Genomic DNA, 25,943 nt, shown 5'->3' on the forward strand with positions numbered 1-25,943 from the left:
ATAACGTGAATATCTATTGTATTATTTTCCCTATATTAAACTATTAAAGTTTGGCGCTGTTCCAAAATACTGTTGTCACCCGTAAGCCGCGACTAATATTTGCTGTTTATCTAGCTTGGCGTTACTTTCCCTGAACCACGCAAGATAATTAGATAAATACTTCGTTGCCACACCTTTCATTTTTCCGTTAATCCAGCCTTTAAAGTTAGCTATCGCGCCATTCACCGTTTGGATATGGTACACCTCATCTATTACTCTGATTTCACCGTTGATTAACCGCTTATGGTCACAATGTTTTTGTTTGGCAATTACCACATAGGACCACCAACCATCGCTGCATAATACCGAGTGTTCAGTGATATTTTCAGCTAAATTCGCTGCTATTTCTGCCGTTGTATCAGCGGCTAACATACGGTTAATCATATGGTTGCAGCGATCTATCGATAAAAGAACGGCAACTTGACCATCCTTGGTTCGTTTATCGATGTCGCCCCCTGGTTTTCTGGGCTGACGTTGCTCCGCTAAAGTGTTCGAACCTTTTTCTGAGTAAGCTAGAAAAAACTCATCAACTTCAATAATTCCCGATAGTTTATCGTCATTTTTACCCGCTTGAGCAACCAGAAAACGATGTCGCCATAAGAAAGCCGTTTTAAGGTTAATACCACAAACCTCGGCAGCTTCTCTTAGGGGTAATACCAATTGCATTAAATATTTGCCCGCGTTGCGGCAATGCTCATAACTATAAAATTGCCAGTCGCCACTTATACGAATGCACGCAATGTAAAAAGCAAACATCAGTCACGGCAGGGACACTTTTTCATGGGAGTAAAATCACCTTAATCCAGTGGTTTTGGGCTATCTATTTTCTTGGCTCTGATAAGGGAAGTATATCCGCACTAAGACTAAGCAAATTAATAGAAGTCAATTGGCGAACAGCGAGACTCATTTTAAAAAAACTTAGAAGTGCTATGGGTCACAGAGATAGTTTATATCAATTGAGTGGAACAATAGAGCTAGATGATGCACTTGTTGGAGGTAGACAAAAAGGGAAACGAGGTCGTGGTGCAGCAGGAAAAAAGAATGTATTAATCGCCTGTGAAAGTAAAGAGAAAAAGGCAGGATTTATTGCCATGGAAGTAGTTGATAGTATTTGCCATTTTAGCGTTGATAAGTTTGTTAAGAAGTACTTAAAACCAGGTCAGAAAGTTCGTTCTGATGCATTGGCTGCTCTGAATATAATTGACCAAGCACAGGACCATGAAGCGAGGGTAACACCAAGCCATTTGGTTGATGAATGGCTACCATGGGTACATATCGCCATTGGCAATTTAAAAACATTTTTGTTGGGTACATTTCATGGTGTATCGGGAAAATACCTACAAGAATATCTAGATGAGTTCTGTTATCGGTTCAACCGTCGCTTTATTGAAAAACAAATCCCTAACCGACTGTTAAATTTGGCGATAGTTCATGTACCTGTAAATCGTCCTGAGCCAAGTGCATAGGCATGAAAAAATAAAGGAATAACATATAAGCCGTGTATCAATTAATTAAATTGTCCAACTAATTCAACTTCCATTTTTATTATCACTAAAATGAATTCGGAGGTTCAAATCCTCTCGTTCCGACCAATTTAATTTCTCATACCTATCGTCACAATCTTATGGTTTAGCGGCTTTCAATAACAAATATCTACCTATTTTAAACACTTCGAATCATTAATACTTATGGTACTAACTAATTTGCACTTAGTGCCCTCACCTTCCTTTAAGTGACAACCAGTGCTCTCTGGTTAATTTCCATAATTACAGTGCGTCTATTCACACTAACACCATTTATCATTGATAATTTCAATTCAAACTATTAGAATTATTATTAATTGAACGTTCAATTAAAATAAATATGGTTTATTTTTACATTAATGAACGTTAATCACTGTCGTTAGTTACCAAATATCGGAGAGCTCATTGTGCCTAAAGTAGGAATGAAAGAATTGCGAGAACAGCAATTAATAGATGCCACTTTAGAATCAGTTGCTCAATACGGTTTACACAACACCACCATAGTTACTATCAGCCGATTGGCGGGATTGTCCTCAGGCATCATTAGTCATTATTTTGGTGGCAAGCAAGGCTTGGTTGACGCGACAGTGAAGCATTTGTTATCTCAATTGAAAGTCGCGTTGTTAGAGCACACCCAAGACAGGGTGCTAACGCATGAGCAACGATTAATAGCGATTATTGAAGCCAATTTTAGTCAAACGCAGCGTTCAGTTGCGGCAACGAAAACCTGGCTTAGTTTTTGGGCGCAATCAATGCACGAACTAGGACTGGCGCGATTACAACATATCAACAACAGGCGCTTGTACAGCAACCTTCTTCATTCTTATCGGCACATACTAGACAGCGAATCGGCAGTTATCGCAGCAAAACAAACAGCAGCGATGATTGATGGCTGCTGGCTTAGAAGCGCATTAAGCCCTCGCCCTGAAGAAGAGTTTTCACAAGCACTGGCGCTATGTAAAAAATTTATCAAAGACTTGCTAGCGTACAGCGCATAAGCAATACGGAGAACACCTTTGTCATTACCAACTCATAAAAATTACGTTAACGGTCAATATCTTGCTAATAAAACTGGCGAAACCTTTGACGTTATTAACCCTGCGACTGGCCAAGTGATTTATCACATGGAAGTCGCTGATGATTTTATTAAACAACAAGCAATCGACAGTGCTAAGCAGGGTTTTGCGATTTGGTCGGCAATGGACGCTACTCAGCGTAGTCGTTTGTTACTAAAGGCTGTAGCCCTACTTCGTGAGCAAAACGATGCGTTGGCAAAAATTGAAGTGCTTGATACCGGCAAGCCATGGCAAGAAGCAAGCGTGGTTGATGTTGAATCTGGCGCTGACGCGATTGAGTTTTTTGCATCACTTGCACCATCAATTGAAGGCAACCAACAAAGCGTTGGCGATGACTTTTATTATTCTCGCCGTGAAGCGCTAGGCGTTTGTGCTGGTATTGGCGCGTGGAATTACCCACTGCAAATTGCCTGTTGGAAATCAGCGCCTGCGCTTGCTTGCGGTAACTCTATGATCTTTAAACCATCAGAAGAAACACCTCTTGGCGCGTTAAAGCTTGCTGAAGTATTTACCCAAGCAGGTATTCCAAATGGTGTATTTAACGTGGTGCAAGGTGCTGGCGATGTTGGCGCATGGCTATCACATCACAGCGATATCGAAAAAGTATCCTTCACTGGTGAAGTAGGTACTGGTAAAAAAGTGATGGCGGGAGCTGCTACCACACTAAAAGATGTCACGATGGAGCTTGGCGGCAAGTCACCATTAATCGTGTTTGAAGATGCGGATATCGACAATGCAATTTCTGGCGCGATGTTAGGTAATTTCTACACCCAAGGTGAGATTTGTACCAATGGTACCCGCGTATTTGTTCATCGCTCTGTAGTTAATACGTTTGTCGAGCGCCTATTAGAGCGTACCCGTAACAATATTGTTGTGGGCGATCCTATGCACCCTGATACTAACTTTGGCGCACTTATCTCTAAGAAACATCATCAGCTAGTGCTTGATTACATTAAAAAAGGCATTGATGAAGGCGCTACCTTGCTAGAAGGCGGCACAGCGTTGTCACCATCAGATAGCGCTGGCGGTTATTTTGTCGCGCCGACTATTTTTAGTGATGTTACCGATGAGATGACCATTTGCCGCGAAGAAATCTTTGGCCCAGTGATGTCCATTTTAACCTTTGATGATGAAGATGAAGTGATCCGCCGTGCTAACGATACTGAATTTGGTTTAGCCGCAGGTGTTTTCACGCAAGATATCACCCGCGCTCATCGCGTTATTCATCAAATGCAGGCAGGCATTTGCTGGATTAATAACTACGGCGCATCGCCAGCACAAATGCCGGTTGGTGGATATAAACAGTCGGGGATTGGCCGTGAAAATGGCGTCGAGACTTTGCGCCATTACACACAGATTAAATCGATTTATGTTGGTATGACGCCGCTTGAAAGTCCGTTTTAAGCACACAGCATTTGAATCACAAATAAAGTAACAAGTTAAAGCTATTGAGAATTGATATGAGTAACCCGAAGTTTGATTATATTATCGTTGGCGCAGGTTCTGCTGGTTGTGTACTGGCGAATCGTTTGTCAGAAGATCCAAGTAACCGCGTCCTGCTGCTAGAAACCGGTGGTAGTGACAAGAGCATTTTCATACAAATGCCGACTGCTTTATCAATTCCAATGAATACCAAGAAGTACGCGTGGCAGTTTGAAACCCAGCCAGAGCCGTTTTTAGACAACCGCCGCATGCATTGCCCTCGGGGAAAAGTATTAGGCGGCTCATCATCAATTAACGGCATGGTTTATGTTCGTGGTCATGCCAAAGATTTTGACGAGTGGCAAGAGCACGGTGCTAACGAATGGGATTACGCCCATTGTTTACCGTATTTTCAACGTGCAGAAACCTGGGCATTTGGTGGTGATGATTATCGCGGAAGCCAAGGACCATTGGGTGTTAACAACGGTAACGAAATGAAAAATCCGTTGTACAAAGCCTTTGTTGATGCCGGTGTACAAGCGGGATATTTAGCGACTGACGATTATAACGGCGCGCAACAAGAAGGCTTTGGCGCCATGCACATGACCATCAAAGATGGCGTGCGAGCATCAACCGCTAATGCTTATTTACGTCCTGTAATGAGCCGCCCTAACCTCACCATTATTACTCACGCGCTAGTTCATCATGTATTACTCGAAGGCAAAACGGCGACGGGTGTAAAATATGAACGTAATGGCAAGGTTATCGACGTTCACTCCGCTAAAGAAGTGATTTTATCAGCTGGCTCAGTTGGCTCGCCGCATATTCTGCAATTGTCTGGCATTGGTGAAAAGCAAACGCTGGAAAACGCGAACATTGCTGTTAAACATGAATTACCGGGCGTTGGTCAAAACTTACAAGACCATTTAGAGTTTTATTTTCAATTTAAATGTAAGCAGCCAATTTCATTAAATGGCAAGCTCGATCTGTGGAACAAGTTCTTGATTGGAAGCCGCTGGTTCTTTACCAAAACTGGGTTAGGTGCCACTAACCATTTTGAGTCTTGTGGCTTTATTCGCTCAAACGAGAAGTCACCATGGCCTGATTTACAGTATCACTTTTTACCAGCAGCGATGCGTTATGACGGTAAAGAAGCCTTTGCAGGCCATGGATTTCAGGTCCATATTGGTCATAACAAACCAAAGAGTCGCGGCGCTGTTACTGTAGTTTCAAATGATCCCAAAGCGCACCCTCGCATACAATTTAACTACCTTGAAGACGAAGCCGACCGCGAAGGCTTTCGCGCCTGTGTTCGTTTAACCCGTGAGATTATCGGTCAACAAGCCTTTGATGAGTTTCGCGGTGAAGAAATTCAACCGGGAACCGATATTCAAACCGATGAAGAGATTGATGCCTTTGTTCGCCAATTTGTTGAAAGCGCTTATCACCCTTCTTGCTCGTGTAAAATGGGCGAAGATGAGATGGCAGTGGTTGATAGTGAAACTCGCGTACGCGGTTTACAAGGACTACGGGTTGTTGATTCGTCAATTTTCCCAACCATTCCAAATGGCAACCTCAACGCGCCAACCATTATGGTGGCAGAGCGTGCGAGCGATATGATTTTAAACCGTGAGTTATTAGCGCCATCTAGCGCACCTGTCGTAATGGCAAGTGCGGCTGGCCAGCGTGATAATTCACCAAAACGCGTGACCAATTAGGTCACATTTTTGAGTGCGTATTCAGGCGTTAACTATCCTAGTCACCGGTATGGAGTAATTAGGATAATTAAACCCTGAAACGCGACTCAGTTAACTTAGGAGAAAAATGTGTTAATTCACAATAATAAAAACAGGAGTCACTCATGACCACTTGGTTATCTGCGGGATTGATTTTTACCTTCCTTGCTATTGCTTTCGTCGTTGTACGTTGGGGTAATATGCGCTGTGTTGGTGTTACCCCCGTAAGAACGTTTACCTTTATCGCTATTTTATTCACCTCTGGCTTAGATGTGGGACTTATTATGTTCCCGCTAACAGAGTTTGCTGGCTATGCCGATGTGGCCACTAGTCCTGAATATGCGTTTACCAATCCACTCGCTATTGAGTTTGGTTTTTGGGCCTTTTTGATCTGGGGCTTCTACTTCTTAACGTGTTTCTATTTCTGTGTCATCGAACCGCGCGTGAAGTTTTTTGAAATTCCAGTGATTAAAATCATCAACAATATCGTTATCATCGGTACCTGTGCATTCACCGCTTACTTATTATTAAGCAATTTACCATGGTATGTACCATCACTTGGCGATGGCGAATCAATCATCAGCACCTTCTATTTGATTGTTTTTGTAGTGATTGCTGCTGCGGTTTATTCAAGTACTAGCATTCGTTATGTTCGAATTTTAAGTTTGGCCACAACCTACTTATTCCTAGGACTTATTGTTCTCATGTGGGCTGGCGCATTTTTGTCAGACAAAGGCGATATCAGCGCATTTGTTAGCACTGTTGCGTTGATTGGCGGTTACTTCGGTAACATTCACGAATTTGTGTTACCAATGAATGACTATCATGAATTCTACCTATTTTGGTGGTTTGCTTGGAGTATCATGATTGGTCAGTTTACAGCACGTTTTGTTGGCGGTTTACGTACTTATCAAGTACTCGGCGCTATGTTAATTTTCCCATCTATTCCAATCGCAATTTGGTTCGCTGTGCTTTATTACTACAGCTCAAACGGCATTGAAACAGCAGGGTTCTATAACATTACCATGGCTATTGTAGGCATCACCTTTGTTATCAATTCACTTGATTCATTGATCCGCTTATACACTGACAATCTTGATTTAACGGTAACTAAATTAGGCAAGGTAAAATACTTCTTTGGTAACTTAATTGCGCTGAGCTTATTAACCTTATTGTTTAAACTCGACTTCCTACAAATTCAGTGGGTAGGCGCCGTTGTAATCGGGTTATTCTTTATATGTTTTGGCTACATTCTTTTCAAGAAATTCAATGCAGTAAAAGAAATCAAAGCATCGCCAGAAGAAAATAAAATCGACTTTAAAAAGATCGAATTAATTAACTAACTACAATTTTGTGCGCCTTATTGGGCGCACCTTTTACTTGGAAAATAACATGAAAAAAACAATGATGGCAGCCAGCCTTTCTGGCCTACTTTTATTATCAGCCAGCGCGACGGCTAACATATCTTCAACAGTTAAAGTTGTTTCAGATTACACATTCAACGGTGTAAGCCAAACTACTAACGATCCAGCACTACAAGCGAGCCTAGATTACGCTGCAGACAGCGGTTTCTACGCAGGAACTTGGGCGTCAAACGTAGATTTTGGCGGCGGTGATGACACTAACCTTGAATGGGATGCTTACATTGGTAAATTCTACCAACTAAACAAAAAATGGAGCGTAGATACAGGTATCGCTTATTACACCTACCACGGTGATGATGCGTCATCTAGCTACAACTACCCTGAAGCTTACGCAAAATTTGGCTACAACTCATCAGTTGGTGATACTGAGTTCAACTTCTGGTACTCATGGGATTACTTTGGACTAGACGCTAACCACTACATCGCGATGGTAGCTCACACATTTGAAATTACAGAAGGTCACAATATTCGCGTGGGCTTTGATCGTTCTACGTCTACTGATGAAACAAAATGGTCTTGGGATGGCGGCAAATCTTACAACCATTACAGTGTTGCCTATACCACAAGTTATAACGGTTTTGATTTTGATCTTACATTAGAAGATACAAGCATTGATTCTGATACAACAGACACTCGTGTTGTATTTGGTATTTCACGTACTTTTGGTTTTTAATCAATATCTAAGCGTGTAAAAAACAACCCAAAGCCCTTTCAAAATTTAAGTGATGAGGGCTTTGTATTTTCAACGTTAGATTTTTCTGTTAATGTTCGCGCATTGCATAACGGCGAACTCAATCGAGCTATTATTCGCACGCTATCTGTTATTTTGGAGCATCATGGAAAAATACGAACAGCTACTTATTTCTTTACGCCAAATTATTCGAGCAATCGATATTCATTCACGTAAACTCAGTAAGCAATCGGGGTTAACAGGCCCACAACTCGTTGTTATGAAAAAGATAGCAGAGCTTGACGCGCCTATGGCTAAGCAAGTCGCTAATGAAATCAACTTAAGCCCTGCGACTGTGACTAGTATTATCGACAGACTCGAAGCAAAAGAGTTAGTGATCAGACAACGTAGCCAAATCGATAAACGTAAAGTTGAGCTATATCTTACTGAGAGTGGCAAACTATTACTGCAAGATTCACCGAAACCATTACAAGAACATTTCATCCAACGCTATCAATCACTTGATGCGTGGGAACAAAGTCAATTACTGTCATCTGTTGAGCGTATCGCGTCAATGATGGATGCAGAAGACTTAGATGCCTCACCGTTATTAATGGTTGGAAAAATTCAAGACGGCCAGTAGATACACCTACTGCCGTTCATTTCACAAGCCCCCTCAAGTCTCTTTTTAAAGGCCTATTCAATGAAGTCTGTATTTTCTTGTGTTATCACGTCGGTGATGGCAACGATATCGTTCCAATCAATCGCCGCTCATTCACCAGTTAGCCAAAACAAATCAATTGAATCGTTTAGCAAGGCTAAAAAATTACTTCTTAAAAACGTTTATCACGACCATCGCACCACACTCTATTGCGGCGCGAGCTTTAGCCTTAAGAAAGCCATTGATAGCTACAACGGTTACAGCGGCACTAAATATAAAAAACGCGCTAAACGCATCGAATGGGAGCACGTTGTTCCTGCACAAAACTTTGGGCAATCATTTACCGCTTGGCGCACTGGCGACAAACAATGTGTTAACAACAAAGGTAAAGCTTATAAAGGCCGCCGCTGTGCGAATAAGTCCAGTAAAGAATACCGCCTAATGCAAGCTGATTTATACAACCTATTCCCCGCTATTGGCTCAGTTAATGCCTATCGCAGTAATTTTAACTTCGTAATGCTGCCATCAGAAAAATCAGACTTTGGCGCCTGCGACATGCGTATCGAAAACAAGAAAGCGCAGCCTCCAAAACGTGCAAGAGGCCAAATAGCCCGCGCTTATTTATACATGGAAGATGCCTACAAAAAATTCAAAATGAGCACAGCACAACGCAAGCTTATGGCTGCGTGGGACAAAAAATATCCTGTTACACCATGGGAATGTGAGCGTAATAAACGCATCGAAAAACTGCAAAAGAGTAATAATCGTATTATGAACAAGCGATGTGGGATTAGTACATCGTAAGCACGACCCAATTGATAATCAGGTAGTTGCATTTATTGATCTTGACAACTCTCTGATATACTAACCATTATTAAGTTAACTCTATTAACCCTAAACGCCCATGTTATTACTTTCTATCTATCTTTTTATCGCTCTGTTCTTTTCATTTATTTGTTCCATTGCCGAATCGGTCATCCTAAGCATTAGCCAAGGTCAGGTTGCCTTGCTTGAAAAAGAGGGGCATCCAACGGGTAAAATTTTAAGTGGCTTAAAACAAGATTTAGATAAGCCGTTGGCGGCTATTTTGACGCTTAATACCGTTGCTCATACTGTCGGTGCTGCTGGTGTTGGTGCTCAAGGTGCTGTTGTATTTGGAGAAGCGTATTTAGGTGTGATCTCAGCGGTACTGACTATATTAATTCTCTTCATTTCTGAAATTATTCCTAAGACTCTTGGCGCTACCTACGCCAAGCAACTCGCACCTACTACTGCTTATGTACTCAAATATATGATTATGGTACTTAACCCTATTATTATCATTTGTGAGTTTGTAACTAAATACCTTGTGCGTCACAAACCTCAGTTTGATTTTAGTCGCGACGAGTTTACGGCAATGGCTGAATTAGGTGAGAAGCACGGTGCTATTGATAGTCAAGAAGCACAGATTTTACAAAACTTGATGATGCTGCAAGATTTAAAAATCAAATCGGTTATGACGCCAAGTACTGTAATTTTTAGCGATGAAATTAATACCAGCGTGGAAGCCTTTTTCTTGGAGCATCAAAAAGTGCGTTTCTCGCGTATTCCAGTGTATGAGAAAACGAGTCACGACATTGTGGGTTTTGTGCTGCGCTCTGACTTGTTGTTAGCACAGGCGCGCGGTAATACTGACACGACTATCGGTAATTACCTGCGTGAAATGCCAACACTACTGGAAACCATGACCTTGTCTCATGCGATGCGCGAGTTATTAGCTAACAAGCATCACATGGCGTTAATTGCCAATGAATATGGCACAGTGCGCGGCATTTTGACCTTGGAAGATATTCTAGAAACCCTAATAGGTCGTGAAATTATCGATGAAGGCGATAAAGATATCGATATGCAAAAACTCGCGAAAAAATTATGGAAAACAAAGGCGCAAAAACTTGGTGTCGATGAAGATATCATCAAGCCAGACGCTGATGACAATAAGGCTTAGGTTCACGCTTAATTATTCGATTAACGATAAAGCTATTTAATTAAAAGGGTTTTACGATATGTTGATGCGGGCCAACGTCCGCAATATCAAACACATCTGGGCTAATATCAAAGCCAGCTCGTTGATAAAAAGCAACTGCAGACACTCTAGCGTTAGCCCACAAATAATCAACGTCCATTGCCTTCATTTCATCACAAATCGCGATGAGTAATCGTTGTCCTACTCCCTGCCCTTGAACTGCTTTAGCGACAGCCATTGAACTGCTTTAGCGACAGCCATTGAGCGTAATTGATAGCCTTTAACAACATAGTACTCATTGCTTTCATTATCTCTGCAATACACAGATGCAATTGCCACTAATGCATCGCCATCAAATAACCCGAAATGTATCGTAGATGCTAGTTCATCGCCGTCGAACTGACAGTCTTCGAGGGTTCCGTCAGGACGTAAAATTTCTTGGCGCAGCGGATACGCTTTTACAGCAGTTATTTGTTTAATCACCTGTTAGCTCCGCGATTTGATTAGGAAAGGTTTCATCGAGTAAAAATTCTGTAATACCCTCGCCATCGCTTTGGCTAATGAGCAACATTGATTGGGCGACTTCTTCACCATGTATAGGTCGATAGCGTCTCAAGCCTGGTAGACGACAAATTAGCGGTAAAATGACACTCGCTATTTTCTCACCGAGACGAAAATGGTTACGACTGCCAAGCAAAACAGATGGTTTGAAAATGCTAATTCGTTTAAATGGCATCGCTTTAATCGCATCGTCAAGCTCGCCCTTCATTTGTAAATAAGCACTGCGACTTTGACTGTTAGCGCCACTTGAAGATACTAGTATGTAGTGTGCTACGCCGTTTTTGTTTGCGAGTGTAGCGGCACTAATTTGATAATCGACATCAATCACCCGCTGCGCTGCCACGGTGCCAGCTTGCTTAAGTGTCGTACCCAAGCATGAGAACAATACATCTCCGTTAAACAGATGAGCATGCCTTGAAAGCTCATCAAAGTTAACCACATGATTTTCAATCTTAGCTGACTCATAACTTACAGGACGACGTGTGATGGCAATAACTTTGTGATAATGCGAGAAGCTCGCAAGTTTAGCCACCAAAAATTGGCCGATTAACCCGGTAGCCCCGATGACCACGGCAATTTTATCGCAAGATTCAGAATGTAATATTGTCATTAATATACAGTTACAAGCAATGTTTTAGATAACAGCAGGTTATCACAAATTATCTCAATCCCTATATTCACTTTTATTTTTATTATGACTTGCGACACTATTCAAAAGTACGCTTTGATTTTTCGGTATTTTATCATTGTTAATAAAATGTTATCGTGTGCCGCTCTACATCGTTTAATAAAGAATAATAACAATGAGTCTTAAACGTCAGCACTTTATCGGCATAGGCCCTCTTGCCGCTCTCCTTTTCTATTACATCTTAACGTTTAATGGATTAGCTGAAATGCCCGCCACTGCCGCAGCCATTACGCTGCTTACCGTTATTTGGTGGGTTAGTGAAGCGTTGCCAATTCCGGCAACGTCATTAGTTCCATTTGCCCTGCTCCCGTTATTTGGCGTAGTCGATCATAAAACCGTCGCCTCATCACTTGGTAGCCATGTGATATTGCTATTAATGGGCGCTTTTATGTTATCTAAATCCCTTGAGAAAAGCGGCGCCCACCAGCGTTTAGCCGTTTATATGTTACGCCTTGTCGGCGTATCGAGTGGTCGGCGATTAGTACTCGGTTTCATGCTTACAGCTGGCTTTTTGAGTATGTGGATTTCAAATACAGCAACCACACTTATCATGTTGCCAATAGCCCTTGCCATATTGGCTCATGTCGATAATCCAAAGTTAAAAATCGCACTGATATTAGGTATCGCCTATGCCGCTAGTACCGGCGGTATAGCCACACCAATTGGCACGCCGCCTAACGTTATTTTCATGGGGATTTATGAAGAGCACACAGGTCAAGAATTTAGCTTTTTACAATGGATGAAGGTTGGTGTACCAGTCGTCTTAATCAGCCTACCATTGATGGCGCTGTGGTTAACACGCAATGTTAACCTCGAACATAAAATTACGTTACCCGCGCTGGGGGAATGGCGCAGTGAAGAAAAACGTACCTTAATTTTATTTGGGCTGACGGCTCTTGCATGGATAACCCGTAAAGATCCGTTTGGCGGTTGGAGTGGCTTATTCGATATTACGATTGCAGGCGATAGTACGGTTGCTTTAGTGGCCGTGGTAATTATGTTTATGACGCCTAACGGGAAAGGTGGCCGCGTTCTTGATTGGGAAACAGCTAAAGATATCCCTTGGGGCATGTTGTTACTATTTGCTGGTGGCATTGCCATTGCCAAAGGGTTTGTTGCCTCGGGCTTAAGTACGATTATGGGCGACTGGTTATCATCAATGACTCATTTACCTATCGTACTTGTGATATTAACCATTTGTTTGGTGGTTACTTACCTCACCGAAATCACCAGTAATACCGCAACAGCCACCTTACTGATGCCAATTCTAGCGGTTGCTGCAACCAGCGCTGGAATTGATCCGGCAGTCTTTATGATCCCAGCAGCAATGGCGGCAAGTTGCGCCTATATGCTCCCCGTAGCAACAGCGCCCAACGCGATTGCTTATGGTACGGGGGAATTTGAAATAAAAGATATGGTGCGCGAAGGTGCAGTACTTAGTTTACTCGTTTCCTGCACCGTCGCCGTTGTTTGTTACGTTTTATTGACCTAAAAGCGTCGCTGCAACGCGACTTTTTGAATACCGTGTGAAGGTGTCCAGCATTTGAATTGAACAAAACCCTGTTTTTTGTACAGTTCAATGGCTGGCATATTGACGCTCGCGGTTTCCACCACAGCATGTTCAATCTCAAAGGCTGTCAAAACATACCTCATTAACTTACCTGCAATGCCGCGCCGAAAAAAGTCAGGACTCACCGTCAGACTATTAATCGACAGCTGTTTGTTGCTATATTCAATTTCAATCACGCCTGCCAACGTACTATCAATTTTAGCGCCGTAAAACATCGTTTGGGACTGTGCAATGTCACTTACAGTGCGTTGCAACGGTGGAAAGCTTTCCGTGCCAATCAATTGCGCTTCAATTTGATAGGATGCCTGAAAGACCTCATAGATTTCAGCTGCAATGTTCACTGTGTTGTGCTCAAGTAATACAATCACAACTTATCCCATTCGCTTGGCCATTGGATGCTCAGGATTTAACTGCAATAGATCCCACAAGTTGCCGTATAAATCTTCAAACACAGCAACGGTTCCATAATCTTGCTCTTGCGGCTCTCGAACAAAAGTAATGCCCAAAGCTGTCATACGCTTATAATCACGCCAAAAGTCATCGGTATTTAAAAATAGAAAGACTCGCCCACCCGCTTGGTCGCCAATAAAATCATGTTGGCGTTCTTTCGACGCTTTTGCTAACAAAATTGCCGTACCCGTAGAATTTGGCGGCGCGACAACAACCCAACGCTTGTCTTGCTCCGGTTGATAGGTATCTTCAACCAATTCGAATTTAAGTTTGTCGACGTAAAAAGCGATAGCTTCATCGTAATCTTTAACGACCAGTGCAATATGCACAATATTCTGTTTCATTAGTGTCCTAGATTATAATTTTTATTCGTTAGTACATTGTTAGCATGCAGGCTAAGGCTCAATGTTTAACACCATATCAATACGATGCATATCTTGGCCCCAACCATGCTCAATTTCATTGACAGCGACAGCAGCAAACTTTGCAAAAAATGACGCAGATAAATGACTTGCAGCAATGGAAATTCTGTCAATACCTCGATCGACAGCTGTTACAATGACATGCTCCATAACTTTTTTACCAACACCAGAGCCCTGTGTTTTTGGCGATAACATTATCCAGTTAATCGCGTACTCTTGATCGTGTTTTAGCAAACCAAAAGCACCAACAACCTCATCATTTAGCAAACATACTTGATAACCAACAGGTTGAGATTTCAAGAAACCTAGATAGTCATCTCGCTCATTGCGTGCAAAGAATTGAGGACAATTAGCATCGAACAATGCCATGCATGCTAGCTCTAACTCGGGGTTATAGGGATGAAATAAATTAGATTGAGTCATTAGGGCGTGTTGATCTTTGCTGTACATTTCGTATTCAACAATACATCGGTAGCCACATTAACATGAATGCCAGCGATAACATGCTGGCATAATTCCTTTCTAGCTTGTCATATCTACTTGAAATAGCTCGATAATGCTTAATTCTGCCAAAGGCATTTTCGACCAAGTGACGATACTCGTATAGACACCAATCCATACTGTCTTTGTCTATATCTTGTCCGTAATTGCGTTTCGCAATTACCGTTTCTCCGCCACGTTCTTTAACAAAAGTACGGAAAGGTTCGCTGTCATATCCTTTATCACAAATGATGGTATTAACTTCATCGAGTTGCTCAACCAAGCTTTCGCCATGCACTATATCGTGGCGTTGTCCTTCTGATAAATCAAAGCAAATCGGCAAGCCACCACTATCCACGGCTAAGTGAATTTTGGTTGAGTTGCCCCCGCGACTTTTTCCTATTTGCTCTGAGCTTTCAGTCGCTGCCCCTGTACTATGCTGATGCGCTCGAACTATAGAGCCATCAAGAAAGACCCATTCAAAATCAGCCATGCTAGATAAACTTCTGAAAAGCTTATCTAAAATCCCTTTCTTTGACCAAAGATTAAATCGTCTGTAAACGGTATTCCAGTCTCCGAACTCAGACGGTAGATCTCGCCAAGGGATACCTGTTCTCATTCGATAAAGTATTCCTTCAAATGTCATTCGATGTTCAATTTTATCGTAAATACGACCTGTACTTTTCATAACTTGGAGTAGCAGTTCCCAGCGAATATCAGTTAGCATTGTTCTTGGCATGGTATTGGTTATCGTTTTATTTTTGGCGAAGCAAATTATAACTCTTTACCATGCCGTTCAAAAAACACTCACGAAAGATCAACACGCCCTAGTAAATCTCTATTAAAGATATTGCGTTAAATACACACCAATTCAGACATTTGATAGCAGAGATCCCCATCAACGTTTATCGGTTCAGCGCCATTATAAGGATTTAAATAATCTTGAGGATTAACCATTTGATCATCTTTAGCCATTAACTGAGCGAGTTTGTATCGAATAAGTGATAACTTTATATCTAATTCAATCACATCGTCATACCTTTCTATAAACTCAAAGTCTAAAAGATTAAGTGCACTTTGTGCTTTTAAATTTCTCACGTTTTTAATCATTTCTATAAAAATGTTGGTATTTTTAGAGTAATCCATACGTTGGTTATCTATTTCAGTAAATACCTTATTTTGCATTAACAAATCAGACTTTTTGAAATTAGTACCTAGGGATGGCAATTGATACTGAAAAAATACTGTATTGATCGTTTGGTTTGGTTTAAACAGTAAGTCAATACTATAAGGGACTTCACTTACTTCGAGCGGCTCATATAAATACCGATGAGTTCGTTCAATAGTACGTCTAAAGCGCCTTTTATAATAGTCACTTTTAGAAACTTCGGTGTTCGTCAAAGTGGGGAAAAGCTGTAGGACTTTCGGCAATTCTGCTGGCTGATTTTCAGCGACATAGTTAATAATAGGAATCACTACTTTGGAAATATTTCTTAAGCTTTGATGCCGCCATAAAATTGCATTACTTTGAGTGACAATTTTTCGGTCTAATGACACTAAGTGACTTAATTTATAATGTGCTTCAGTTAATCGCCCAGCGGCAAAGTCATAAATTATTTCATAGGCAGTTAAATTATTTAATACTTCTAGCTGATCTGAGTTAACGTCCAGCAGTATTGAATCAGGAATGTAAAATTGTGCTCTATCATCAAGGCTTAAGTAATCAAAAATGAGATAGCTAAACTTTTTATTCATTGCGCCTAGCTTTTTTCTTTTGTCGAGGATAAAACGCAAACAACGTTCATTGGCAATTGAACAGATATATTTCTTTTCTGCTAACCATTCGAGATCTTCGATATTAGGCCAGTCTATTTCTTCATTATCATGGCCATTAAGTCTCTCAATAATGGAGTTGAGTTTTATAACCGCTTTTTCGCGGCCTTCGACACCATCCACCGTCATTATCGTTAAATCAGGGATTACGCTTTCATTTAAATCTATTGCTGCAATGGGGTTTTCCATCCATTCCTGTGCAACTGGGTGTATGCTTTCATCTGACAACAAAAAATGACTGCCAACAGCGATAATAATTACGCACACGAAACCAAGAGTACGGGGATTCATATAATTCCTTTAATGAAAAGACTTTTAAAAGCTGATTAATTGTATGTACTCATCTTTAATAATTTACATGCCTATGCACTTGGCTCAGGACGATTTTACAGGTACATGAACTATCGCCAAATTTAACAGTCGGTTAGGGATTTGTTTTTCAATAAATCGACGGTTGAACCGATAACAGAACTCATCTAGATATTCTTGTAGGTATTTTCCCGATACACCATGAAATGTACCCAACAAAAATGTTTTTAAATTGCCAATGGCGATATGTACCCATGGTAGCCATTCATCAACCAAATGGCTTGGTGTTACCCTCGCTTCATGGTCCTGTGCTTGGTCAATTATATTCAGAGCAGCCAATGCATCAGAACGAACTTTCTGACCTGGTTTTAAGTACTTCTTAACAAACTTATCAACGCTAAAATGGCAAATACTATCAACTACTTCCATGGCAATAAATCCTGCCTTTTTCTCTTTACTTTCACAGGCGATTAATACATTCTTTTTTCCTGCTGCACCACGACCTCGTTTCCCTTTTTGTCTACCTCCAACAAGTGCATCATCTAGCTCTATTGTTCCACTCAATTGATATAAACTATCTCTGTGACCCATAGCAATTCTAAGTTTTTTTAAAATTAGTCTCGCTGTTCGCCAATTGACTTCTATTAATTTGCTTAGTCTCAGTGCGGATATACTTCCCTTATCAGAGCCAAGAAAATAGATAGCCCAAAACCACTGGATTAAGGTGATTTTACTCCCATGAAAAAGTGTCCCTGCCGTGACTGATGTTTGCTTTTTACATTGCGTGCATTCGTATAAGTGGCGACTGGCAATTTTATAGTTATGAGCATTGCCGCAACGCGGGCAAATAAAGCCATTTTTCCATTTCATTTCTTGTAAATATTCTAAGCAATCATCTTCAGTACTAAACTGTTTTTGCCAAGCTAAAAAGCTTGCTTCTGGCATGTTCATGATTATGTCTACCTATACAGTGTGTTTATATACACAGTATAGTTCAATCCTGAGTTTTCTGCATAGGCATGATAATTTAAGATAAAACCAGCATTAACTAAATTAAATAGACTTAATACCTATCGGCATCGACACGTTGAATAGGACTAATTCTGGTGTTTAACAAAGAAACTATGCAAGCTACGCCTACGACTATCTCAGCATAGGGAACCTCGAGCATCGGCGTTAAAAACGAAAATCGTTCGACAAGAATCATCTTTAATTCAAAAAAAGAAACAACACATAGAGCAGTTATTACGGCTGAAGTAAGCCATTTACTCTGGGCCATGAATGAACGAAAAGTTTGACCAAACCAAGTCCCCAAGAGTAAACCGAAAAATAGCATAAAAACGTAAAAACTAACGTTAGACGCTATATGTTTACTGCCATTAAGAATTCCGCTGGTAATTATATAAAGAAAGCCAGTTAGTAATGTATAAATGGCCAGCCTTGTTGTTGATTTTAAATGCATCTCACTGTCCTTATGCGCCTGTGCCTTGGGCATATCCTAGAGTACTTAACATCATAATTTTATACCCATGCCACCTGGAAATGCGTGAATTCAGCAAGTCGAGAAGCGTGCCAAAGACAAGGCATAAAATAGGTGGTGTGGTCATTCCCCACCCATATTTTATAACGACGGATTTGGTCGCTTATCGCCTTGCCCTGCGGGAGTTCGGAGTAGAAAGCTATTACGGCGTTATGATTCATAATCAGGGAATAACCATTAATTAAGAATCATGCCTTGTACTAGCGTCCTACCCGAGCTCTGAAACTCGCATTTTCAAGTAGTATGGGTATAAATATATTATTCGTCAACATGTGGTGGCATAACGGTCGAAATGTTATAATTTCGATATGTTTACCCGCCAAGGCGGATTGAGCCGATTTTTTCCAGCCCAATAGAGTTTAATTTTATTACCCGATGGATCGAGTAATACCGCTTCTTTCCATAAGTAGCTTGCCATTGCAGGCGGTTGCAAAAATTCAATACCTTTACCAAGTAACTCTTCGACCCATTGGTCTAATTCTTCATGCTCAAAATAAACGATTGCGCCATTGGAAAATGCCTGTTCATTGAGTGCCAAAGAAAAAGTCGCGTCCCCCCTTGGGCAAATAAATCGTGCATAGTGTTCAGTGTCGACGATTTGTGTAAACCCTAACGTTAAGTAGAATGACACAGCTTCTGACATGTTGATTACAGGTAATGTTACTTGATTTAAGTTCATTGAATTTATGACTCGCATTTTTGTGAAATGAATAGGGTCTGTAAAACTCGTTAACTACGCCTATTAAAGCTTAACTAAACCACAACCCAGTTACCTGAATTGGTGCTTCATCGTCACGTAAATATAGCTGCCACAAAAGTTCTTCATCAGAATGTTCAAAAACAACTTTCCATAATAACTGGTGCTCACTGACGCGCTTCAAATATCCCAAATACTCACAGCTGATCAATTGCCCCATAGGGATTATTGCTTCTTGTACGGCATGTTCAAAACGTTCTTGTGTCAATTTCTCTTTAAATTCAGCACAAAAGTGGCGGGTTAATAGCTGATAGTCACAGGTTTGGTGAGCGTTGATAATTTCTCGCATGATACAGCGACCTATTTGCTCAGCGTTTTCTCGGGTTATTGTTATTATCATCAAGCCTTCTTATTTCAAATATTGAGGTTAAGCTGTTTATTGTCTAATTTAGAGTAAACCAATAGCACAATTAGATCGTATAAATGTTTCAAAGTATGTCAAAAATGTCGTTATGTAAAACATTGTAAAACAAAACTATGATTAGACTATTTTGATGTATTCTGCCGCCATCAATAATCCGTGAGTAAATTATCACCATGAGAACAATAAAAATCCTTCTCCCCTTTGTTGTTATCGCCGTTGCAGCGCTAGCCATATTCATGATTTTCTTCTCGAGTCCTGAGGCTCGAAAACGAGGACAACGACCACCGCCGAGTTTAGTAGTCGAAGTATTAGACATTAAACCTCAAGACTACCAGGTGACATTATCCTCATTTGGTAAAATTACGCCGACGACGCAAAGTCAATTGTCGTCTCAAGTCAGCGGTCAAATTGTAGCTGTGAGTGACAGCTTCAAGGCAGGACAATTTTTTAATAAAGGCGATACCTTAGTAACGCTTGATGATCGGGATTATAAAATCAGAGTTCAATCGGCCAGTGCTGAACGTGCTCAAGCTCAAGTAGCATTGGATGAAGAAATTGCATTGTCAGCACAGGCGATAAAAGATCGTAAAAATCTTGGTACGTTAGGCCAAGCCAGCGATTACGCCTTAAGAAAACCACAAATGGCGGCGGCACGCGCTAAATTACAAGCGGCTGACGCAAACCTTAAACAAGCATTATTAGATGTTGAACGCACGGTGATTACCGCGCCGTATGATGGCCGTATCTTAACGAAGAAAGTGTCTGTTGGTCAGGTTGTTGGCTCAACAACAGCACTTGCCGATATCTATGCCGTTGATAATGCCGAAGTAGAATTACCGATTAAAAATTCGCAACTTGCACTATTAAACTTACCTAACAATCATTTAGGCAAATCAAACCCACAAGCATCGCTAATTACCTTATTAAATAACGAAGGTGGCGCCACGCAGTTTTGGCAAGCGCAGATAACACGAACCAGTGGTGCGATTAATGAAAACACCCAGCAATTAAGTGTCATTGCAGAAATTAGCCAACCGTTTGCTCAATCTGATAAGCGCTCATTAAATATTGGCCAATTTATCACGGCACAAATTACGGGTAAAACATTGATGGATGCCATCGTGATTCCCAATGCATCAATTTATCAGGGCAGCTATGTCTATCTTTACGAAGACGGTGTTTTACAACGTAAAAATGTCGTCATCGCTTATCAAAATAACAAAGAAGCGATAATTACTTCAGGCGTTAACGCTAACGAAAAATTAGTAACTACGCCACTTGGCCAAGTGAATTCAGGCACAGCAGTGAGTATTGCTGGTCAAAAAGCTGCAAAAGGTAACAAAAAACGCGGTGGAAAAGACGGAAAGCGTCGTGGTAAAGATCGTCAACAAAAAGCAAATAATGGGAGCGCATCATGATAGCTTGGTTTGCCAGAAATGGTGTAGCTGCCAATCTATTAATGATTTCCATTTTAGTTGCCGGCTTATTGATTTTAAATACAAAAATTCCGTTAGAGGTATTTCCAACCACTGAAGCACGTACTATTTCAGTGTCAGTGAGCCTGCGTGGCGCAACCCCTGAAGACACTGAAAAAGGAATCGCCATCTTAGTTGAAGAAGCGGTGCAAGATTTAGAAGGCATCAAACAACTAAGAAGTCGCTCGTCTGAAGGCAGTGCTAGCATCACTATCGAGATGGAAAACAACGCTGATAGTCAAAAGTTACTAAACGATGTCAAAAGTCGTGTTGATGCTATCAATAACTTTCCTGGCAGTGCTGAAAAACCTGTTGTTCGATTAGCACAGCGCACACGTGAAGTGATTAGTGTGGTAGTTGCAGGACCACAGTCTGAAAAAGAAATTCGTCAACTAGCCGAAACCGTACGTGATGATATTTTACGCCTTGACGGCGTCACGCAAGTTCAGCTTGATTCGGTGCGTCCATATGAGATCACTATTGAAGTGAATCAAGATATCTTGCGTCAATACAACATCTCACTATCACAGATTTCACAGGCCATTAATAACAGTTCACGTGATTTATCGTCAGGTAACATCAAAACATCGGGCGGTGACGTGTTAATTCGTTCGTCAGGCCAAGCCTATCGTCAAGATGAATACGAAAATATTGTTATTTTGACTCAAGATGACGGCAGCCTTATTCGCCTAAAAGATATCGCTAAAGTGAAAGACGGCTTTGAAGATAGCGATTTTTCATCACGCTTTAACGGAAAAAATGCCGCCTTTATTGACGTATTTCGCATCGGTAATCAAAGTGCGATTGAAATTGCAGACAAAGTTAAAGCTTACCTAGATAACAAATCAGCGACAATGCCACACGGTGTCGATCTCACTTATTGGCGTGACCGCTCTGTTATCGTTAAAAACCGCTTGGCGACTTTAACTGGTAACGCGATCCAAGGGGGTATTTTAGTACTTGCCTTACTCACACTATTTCTACGTCCTGCCATCGCATTTTGGGTTTTCATCGGTATTCCAGTGAGCTTTATGGGGGCATTTTTCTTAATGCCACTAATGGGCGTTACTCTTAATATCTTTAGTTTGTTCGCATTTATATTAGCATTAGGGATCGTGGTGGATGACGCCATTGTCACCGGCGAAAGTATCTATGCCCATATGCGGCACAGCGACAATGGATTGCAAGCGGCTATCAAGGGAACGCAGGAAGTTACTGTACCTGTCACCTTTGGTATTTTGACCACCATCGCCGCCTTTATGCCATTGGCTTTCATTGAAGGTCGCCGTGGTGATTTATTTGCCCAAATTCCTGTGGTCGTTATTCCAATTCTCTTATTTTCATTGATTGAATCTAAGCTAGTATTACCCTCGCATTTAAAACATTTGCGTCTACGCAAAGATAAAACTGAGCCAAGCGGATTTAGTAAATTCCAACAGCGTTTTGCTGATGGTTTTGAGAATGCGATCATTAAATATTACCGCCCTATTCTCGACATTACGCTTCGCAATAAAGCGACAACGTTATTTAGCTTTATTGGCGTATTAGCGATTGTTATCAGCTTGATTATGAGTGGCTGGACACGTTTTACTTTCTTCCCACGAGTAGAAAGTGAAACAGCGGTTGCATCGCTATCTATGCCTGCTGGCACGCCATACGAAGTGACCGATCATTATATTTCGAAAATGACTGACGCCGCCTTTACGCTGAAAAAGAAATACTATGAGCAAGAAGGTGTTGATCTCATCTTAGACATCAATGCAACCATAGGCAGCAGCGGCCGTTCACAAGGTTCACACCTTGGCCGCGTGATGTTTCAAACGGTGCCGCCAGAGCAGCGCGACTTAAAAATTGGTTCCAGCCAACTAGTTCGCGAATGGCGTCAATTAATCGGTGAAGTGCCAGGGGCACAGAGTTTAACGTACCGCGCTGAAATAGGCCGAACCTCAGATCCTATTGACATTCAATTTGCAGGTAATGACTTCAAGGCACTTGGCGAAATATCTGAAAAAGTAAAAGAGCAATTAGCCAAGTACCCTGCGTTGTTTGATATCACTGATTCATTATCAAATGGTAAAGAAGAACTACAAATTGAGCTCAATGAGCAAGCTTACGCATTAGGTCTAACGCGTAGTGAAGTACTGAGCCAAATTCGCGCCGCTTACTTTGGTATTCAAGTACAACGTATTCAACGTGGCCGCGATGATGTACGCGTGATGTTGAAACTTCCTAAAGATGAGCGCCGCTCAATTGCAGGACTTGAAGACATGCGAATCGTAACGCCGCAACAGCAAAGCGTTCCATTGTCTCAAATAGCAACGCTATCGCCAGATACGTCACCAACGGCTATTAACCGTATCGACAGATTCCGCACCATGACCGTAAACGCTGATGCAGTGAAATCTGAAGCAAACATGACGCTTATTAACCAAGAACTTCGAGAGTTCGCCGATGAACTGTTAGTACAATATCCCGGTGTCACCTATGAATTAGAAGGTGAAGCACGTGAACAACGTGAATCATTTGGCTCAATGTTTATTGGTTTACTGGTGATGCTGTTTGTTATTTACGGATTATTGGCCATCCCATTCCAATCTTACCTACAACCACTGATTGTTATGTCAGTTATTCCATTTGGGATCATCGGTGCTATTGGCGGTCACTGGTTAATGGGCATGGACTTAACGATTTTAAGTCTAATGGGCATGATGGCATTAGTGGGCGTGGTAATTAATGATTCGCTAGTCTTAGTGGATTACATAAACAAGCACTACCGCTCTGGCCAAGCAACCTTAATGGAAGCTGTGCTCAATGCAGGTGTCGCGAGATTTAGACCCGTCATGCTAACATCGCTCACTACCTTTATTGGATTAATGCCGTTGTTATTTGAAAAATCAACGCAGGCGCAGTTTTTAATTCCTATGGCTGTTTCACTCGCCTTTGGTATTATTTTCGCGACCTTTATTACATTAATACTGGTACCGATAAACTATGTATTAGTTGAGAAAGCACGCCTAGCTTACATGCGTTTTATAAATAATTAAGCCAGACGAAGAAAAGTAAGTTAAGCCATGAAAAGAAAAGAGAGCATTGTCATTAAAGCGTCATCTTAAGTCATTAATATAACGCCCCATGAGTATTTGCTCTCTCATTTATAGGTTACCTAATTTGGTAGCCTTTTTTTATGATTCACTCAAACGATTTCTCAGTTTTAATAAATCATCCTTTTTAGCGATTAAACTCTCTAAACGCCCTTCATAACTAGTTGTTTTTCTTACATTAGGCCAAGTTAATTGTCGATTAAGTAATGACAGCGAACAGGTCAGGTTTAAGAAATTAAAATAGAGTAAGAACCACTGTAAAGCATCGGGTGTCACTGGTGACAATCCAATTTTATGTGCCGTTCGTCGATTTAAAATATAACTCGTCACTTTAATGGTAATTCCAGTGCCTTGTTGCGCTTCGTAATCGTTAATCAGTTTAATAAGACCATCTAACGCCATAATCATCACTTGTTTTTTTCTCTCCTGCACACTTTGCGTCTTAGAGAAGACAAAGTAATAATCAAACAAACTGCCACTGTGCAAAGTTAGTTTTTTTCCTTTAATTTTCTCACCAATCAATAATGGCGAGTAATAGTGTAACGTGCCGTTTTTAACACCATTAGGCACATCGACAAAAGGCGCAATAACACTCAAGGAGAAAGCAAAGAAAAATGGAATTACAAACAACAGACTCGTTAGGTAGAAAACTAGTCCCATTGCAATATTTAATGCAAGGAAGCCAACAATTACCTTGAGTTGAAACCGTTGTTGTTGACTCGAGCTTAAGCTATAAAAACGGTGCTGCGACAGCATTATTTTATCCTTTTAAACGTTATATTCTCTTGTTCTTTTTCTGACAACAGTGAACGGATATGTGATTCAATCGCTTGTCCATCGCCAGCGAGAATAAAGTCATAGCCGTTGCCGTTCCCGTCTATAATCACCGATAAGTAATCTTCTCTAATTCCTAAAATTGATAAGCGATTCACGTCCAGTTCAATGCCCTTTTCAGTCACATAACCACCTGCAGGGATTCCTTTGAAGGTCATCTTGTCTTGATCACGGGTAATCAGCTTATCTACCGTGTAATCTCCTTTACCCATTTTTTGATAACGATTGACCCAATAAAATGATGATATTGACAGTACTGACATACTAAAAACACCAAGCAACTGCCCATCTGCCATCATGTAATCATACATTCTATAGAGTGCTGTTAATCCCGTTAACACACCAAGTGCAAAAAGTGCTTTTTGCTTTAATCGTTGGTTTTTAGTCATCTAACTATTGAATCCTTTATTAGGGTCTGTTGATCTTTTGAGTTCATTTTTGCAGCAATTTATTTGGGGTTTCTACAAGGCAGAGCCTATGTGGTGTAGCCGGCTCGATAATAGCTCCTGCATTATCCTAATGAGCTACATCCCTGTAGCAATACACGAATAGGCGATAACGCCGTAGAAATAACAAATAAATGCTGTCCGTACGATTCACCTAAAAGTATTTTGTGCGGCGTTATTCGTCATTCACTGGGGTAAACCCAGCATCAATCCTCATGCCTCGCCCACAAGGATGTGGGTGCTTATGTTCAGTCTGGAACAATGAACATGTGCCCAAAATCCTTTTAGATTGAACAAAATTTGAACCACAAAGATCAACAGACCCTATATTTGAAGCTAATGTTTAACGTAATGTACTCTTCAAGCGACAAGCGAGCAATAACATGGATGTGCAAGTGAATGAAATTTAGACAATAAAGGACAGGCGCAAATATCGTCTCTGTAGCTCAGTGGAATAGCGTTTGTGTTGGCAACAGGTGAAAACGGGAGTAAAGATGGCGGTTGCGATGAAACAGTGCAGCCATCGTTGGCTTTGTGCTGCTGACGCTGATGAGATTTAT

Annotated in this window: 25 protein-coding genes and 2 pseudogenes; 12 read left to right on the forward strand and 15 right to left on the reverse strand. The window is 41.1% G+C overall.

Features of this window, described 5'->3' with window-relative positions; translation table 11 throughout:
- Positions 1–75 precede the first annotated feature (75 nt).
- Positions 76–705, reverse strand: a pseudogene (locus tag ACMAZF_RS12505) (IS1595 family transposase); the annotation flags it as partial.
- A gap of 5 nt (positions 706–710) precedes the next feature.
- On the opposite strand from ACMAZF_RS12505, the pseudogene ACMAZF_RS12510 reads away from it, so the two are divergent.
- The 9 genes and pseudogenes from ACMAZF_RS12510 to ACMAZF_RS12550 form a co-directional block, all read left to right on the forward strand.
- A pseudogene (locus ACMAZF_RS12510) lies at positions 711–1,505 on the forward strand (IS1595 family transposase); the annotation flags it as partial.
- Between the two features lie 464 nt (positions 1,506–1,969).
- Positions 1,970–2,560, forward strand: a complete 591-nt coding sequence (betI, locus tag ACMAZF_RS12515; RefSeq protein ID WP_435274149.1) for a transcriptional regulator BetI — start codon at positions 1,970–1,972, stop codon at positions 2,558–2,560.
- A gap of 18 nt (positions 2,561–2,578) precedes the next feature.
- Positions 2,579–4,042 carry a betaine-aldehyde dehydrogenase gene (gene betB / locus ACMAZF_RS12520; protein ID WP_435274150.1) on the forward strand — a complete coding sequence of 488 codons (1,464 nt, stop codon included), beginning with the start codon at positions 2,579–2,581 and terminating at the stop codon, positions 4,040–4,042.
- A gap of 56 nt (positions 4,043–4,098) precedes the next feature.
- Complete coding sequence (betA, locus tag ACMAZF_RS12525; protein ID WP_435274151.1) at positions 4,099–5,778, forward strand: choline dehydrogenase; 1,680 nt, start codon at positions 4,099–4,101, stop codon at positions 5,776–5,778.
- A 143-nt stretch (positions 5,779–5,921) separates the two neighbouring features.
- Positions 5,922–7,139 (forward strand): BCCT family transporter, encoded by a 1,218-nt coding sequence (locus ACMAZF_RS12530; protein WP_435274152.1) that lies wholly within the window; start codon positions 5,922–5,924, stop codon positions 7,137–7,139.
- Between the two features lie 49 nt (positions 7,140–7,188).
- Positions 7,189–7,893: a TorF family putative porin gene (locus ACMAZF_RS12535; protein ID WP_435274153.1), complete on the forward strand. Its 705-nt coding sequence runs from the start codon at positions 7,189–7,191 to the stop codon at positions 7,891–7,893.
- A 163-nt stretch (positions 7,894–8,056) separates the two neighbouring features.
- Positions 8,057–8,533 carry a MarR family winged helix-turn-helix transcriptional regulator gene (locus ACMAZF_RS12540; RefSeq protein ID WP_435274154.1) on the forward strand — a complete coding sequence of 159 codons (477 nt, stop codon included), beginning with the start codon at positions 8,057–8,059 and terminating at the stop codon, positions 8,531–8,533.
- A gap of 60 nt (positions 8,534–8,593) precedes the next feature.
- Entirely contained in the window at positions 8,594–9,355 is a 762-nt protein-coding gene (locus ACMAZF_RS12545; protein ID WP_435274155.1) for an endonuclease, read from the forward strand.
- A gap of 100 nt (positions 9,356–9,455) precedes the next feature.
- The gene (locus ACMAZF_RS12550; protein WP_435274156.1) at positions 9,456–10,535 is read left to right on the forward strand and encodes a CNNM domain-containing protein; all 1,080 of its coding nucleotides are present in this window, start codon (positions 9,456–9,458) and stop codon (positions 10,533–10,535) included.
- A 40-nt stretch (positions 10,536–10,575) separates the two neighbouring features.
- Here ACMAZF_RS12550 and ACMAZF_RS12555 read toward each other — a convergent pair whose 3' ends face one another.
- The 3 genes from ACMAZF_RS12555 to ACMAZF_RS12565 are packed head-to-tail and all read right to left on the reverse strand — an operon-like array spanning position 10,576 to position 11,724.
- Positions 10,576–10,791 carry a GNAT family N-acetyltransferase gene (locus ACMAZF_RS12555; RefSeq protein WP_435274157.1) on the reverse strand — a complete coding sequence of 72 codons (216 nt, stop codon included), beginning with the start codon at positions 10,789–10,791 and terminating at the stop codon, positions 10,576–10,578.
- A complete protein-coding gene (locus ACMAZF_RS12560) occupies positions 10,755–11,036 on the reverse strand; it encodes a hypothetical protein (protein WP_435274158.1) in 282 nt (93 codons plus the stop codon). The genes ACMAZF_RS12555 and ACMAZF_RS12560 overlap by 37 nt, the downstream gene beginning before the upstream one ends.
- Positions 11,029–11,724 carry an NAD(P)H-binding protein gene (locus ACMAZF_RS12565; protein WP_435274159.1) on the reverse strand — a complete coding sequence of 232 codons (696 nt, stop codon included), beginning with the start codon at positions 11,722–11,724 and terminating at the stop codon, positions 11,029–11,031. The genes ACMAZF_RS12560 and ACMAZF_RS12565 overlap by 8 nt, the downstream gene beginning before the upstream one ends.
- A 193-nt stretch (positions 11,725–11,917) precedes the next feature.
- Here ACMAZF_RS12565 and ACMAZF_RS12570 point away from each other — a divergent pair, with 193 nt between their 5' ends.
- On the forward strand, positions 11,918–13,294 hold the full coding sequence (locus ACMAZF_RS12570) for an SLC13 family permease (protein ID WP_435274160.1): 1,377 nt from the start codon (positions 11,918–11,920) through the stop codon (positions 13,292–13,294).
- Here ACMAZF_RS12570 and ACMAZF_RS12575 read toward each other — a convergent pair.
- The 9 genes from ACMAZF_RS12575 to ACMAZF_RS12615 form a co-directional block, all read right to left on the reverse strand.
- On the reverse strand, positions 13,291–13,740 hold the full coding sequence (locus ACMAZF_RS12575; RefSeq protein ID WP_435274161.1) for a GNAT family N-acetyltransferase: 450 nt from the start codon (positions 13,738–13,740) through the stop codon (positions 13,291–13,293). The two genes, ACMAZF_RS12570 and ACMAZF_RS12575, sit on opposite strands and share 4 nt — an antisense overlap.
- Positions 13,741–13,743: 3 nt before the next feature.
- The gene (locus ACMAZF_RS12580; protein WP_435274162.1) at positions 13,744–14,166 is read right to left on the reverse strand and encodes a VOC family protein; all 423 of its coding nucleotides are present in this window, start codon (positions 14,164–14,166) and stop codon (positions 13,744–13,746) included.
- Positions 14,167–14,217: 51 nt separating this feature from the next.
- Positions 14,218–14,667, reverse strand: coding sequence for a GNAT family N-acetyltransferase (locus tag ACMAZF_RS12585; protein WP_435274163.1), 450 nt, complete (start codon positions 14,665–14,667; stop codon positions 14,218–14,220).
- 34 nt (positions 14,668–14,701) lie between these two features.
- Entirely contained in the window at positions 14,702–15,463 is a 762-nt protein-coding gene (locus ACMAZF_RS12590) for an IS5 family transposase (RefSeq protein WP_435274021.1), read from the reverse strand.
- A 116-nt stretch (positions 15,464–15,579) separates the two neighbouring features.
- On the reverse strand, positions 15,580–16,848 hold the full coding sequence (locus ACMAZF_RS12595) for a hypothetical protein (RefSeq protein ID WP_435274164.1): 1,269 nt from the start codon (positions 16,846–16,848) through the stop codon (positions 15,580–15,582).
- Between the two features lie 84 nt (positions 16,849–16,932).
- Complete coding sequence (locus ACMAZF_RS12600) at positions 16,933–17,817, reverse strand: IS1595 family transposase (protein WP_435274041.1); 885 nt, start codon at positions 17,815–17,817, stop codon at positions 16,933–16,935.
- Between the two features lie 112 nt (positions 17,818–17,929).
- Positions 17,930–18,328, reverse strand: coding sequence for a hypothetical protein (locus ACMAZF_RS12605; protein WP_435274165.1), 399 nt, complete (start codon positions 18,326–18,328; stop codon positions 17,930–17,932).
- Positions 18,329–18,701: 373 nt separating this feature from the next.
- The gene (locus tag ACMAZF_RS12610; RefSeq protein ID WP_435274166.1) at positions 18,702–19,085 is read right to left on the reverse strand and encodes a VOC family protein; all 384 of its coding nucleotides are present in this window, start codon (positions 19,083–19,085) and stop codon (positions 18,702–18,704) included.
- A gap of 70 nt (positions 19,086–19,155) precedes the next feature.
- The gene (locus ACMAZF_RS12615) at positions 19,156–19,503 is read right to left on the reverse strand and encodes a hypothetical protein (RefSeq protein ID WP_435274167.1); all 348 of its coding nucleotides are present in this window, start codon (positions 19,501–19,503) and stop codon (positions 19,156–19,158) included.
- A 197-nt stretch (positions 19,504–19,700) separates the two neighbouring features.
- Here ACMAZF_RS12615 and ACMAZF_RS12620 point away from each other — a divergent pair, with 197 nt between their 5' ends.
- Together ACMAZF_RS12620 and ACMAZF_RS12625 are read left to right on the forward strand one after the other, a co-directional pair.
- Positions 19,701–20,945, forward strand: coding sequence for an efflux RND transporter periplasmic adaptor subunit (locus ACMAZF_RS12620; protein WP_435274168.1), 1,245 nt, complete (start codon positions 19,701–19,703; stop codon positions 20,943–20,945).
- Positions 20,942–24,046: an efflux RND transporter permease subunit gene (locus ACMAZF_RS12625; protein ID WP_435274169.1), complete on the forward strand. Its 3,105-nt coding sequence runs from the start codon at positions 20,942–20,944 to the stop codon at positions 24,044–24,046. The genes ACMAZF_RS12620 and ACMAZF_RS12625 overlap by 4 nt, the downstream gene beginning before the upstream one ends.
- 138 nt (positions 24,047–24,184) lie before the next feature.
- Here the strand turns inward: ACMAZF_RS12625 and ACMAZF_RS12630 are convergent, their stop codons facing one another.
- Positions 24,185–24,859: a hypothetical protein gene (locus tag ACMAZF_RS12630; RefSeq protein WP_435274170.1), complete on the reverse strand. Its 675-nt coding sequence runs from the start codon at positions 24,857–24,859 to the stop codon at positions 24,185–24,187.
- Positions 24,859–25,326, reverse strand: coding sequence for a hypothetical protein (locus ACMAZF_RS12635; RefSeq protein WP_435274171.1), 468 nt, complete (start codon positions 25,324–25,326; stop codon positions 24,859–24,861). The genes ACMAZF_RS12630 and ACMAZF_RS12635 overlap by 1 nt, the downstream gene beginning before the upstream one ends.
- Positions 25,327–25,943 lie beyond the last annotated feature (617 nt).

This window comes from Psychrobium sp. nBUS_13 (assembly GCF_051201665.1).
GTDB lineage: Bacteria > Pseudomonadota > Gammaproteobacteria > Enterobacterales > Psychrobiaceae > Psychrobium.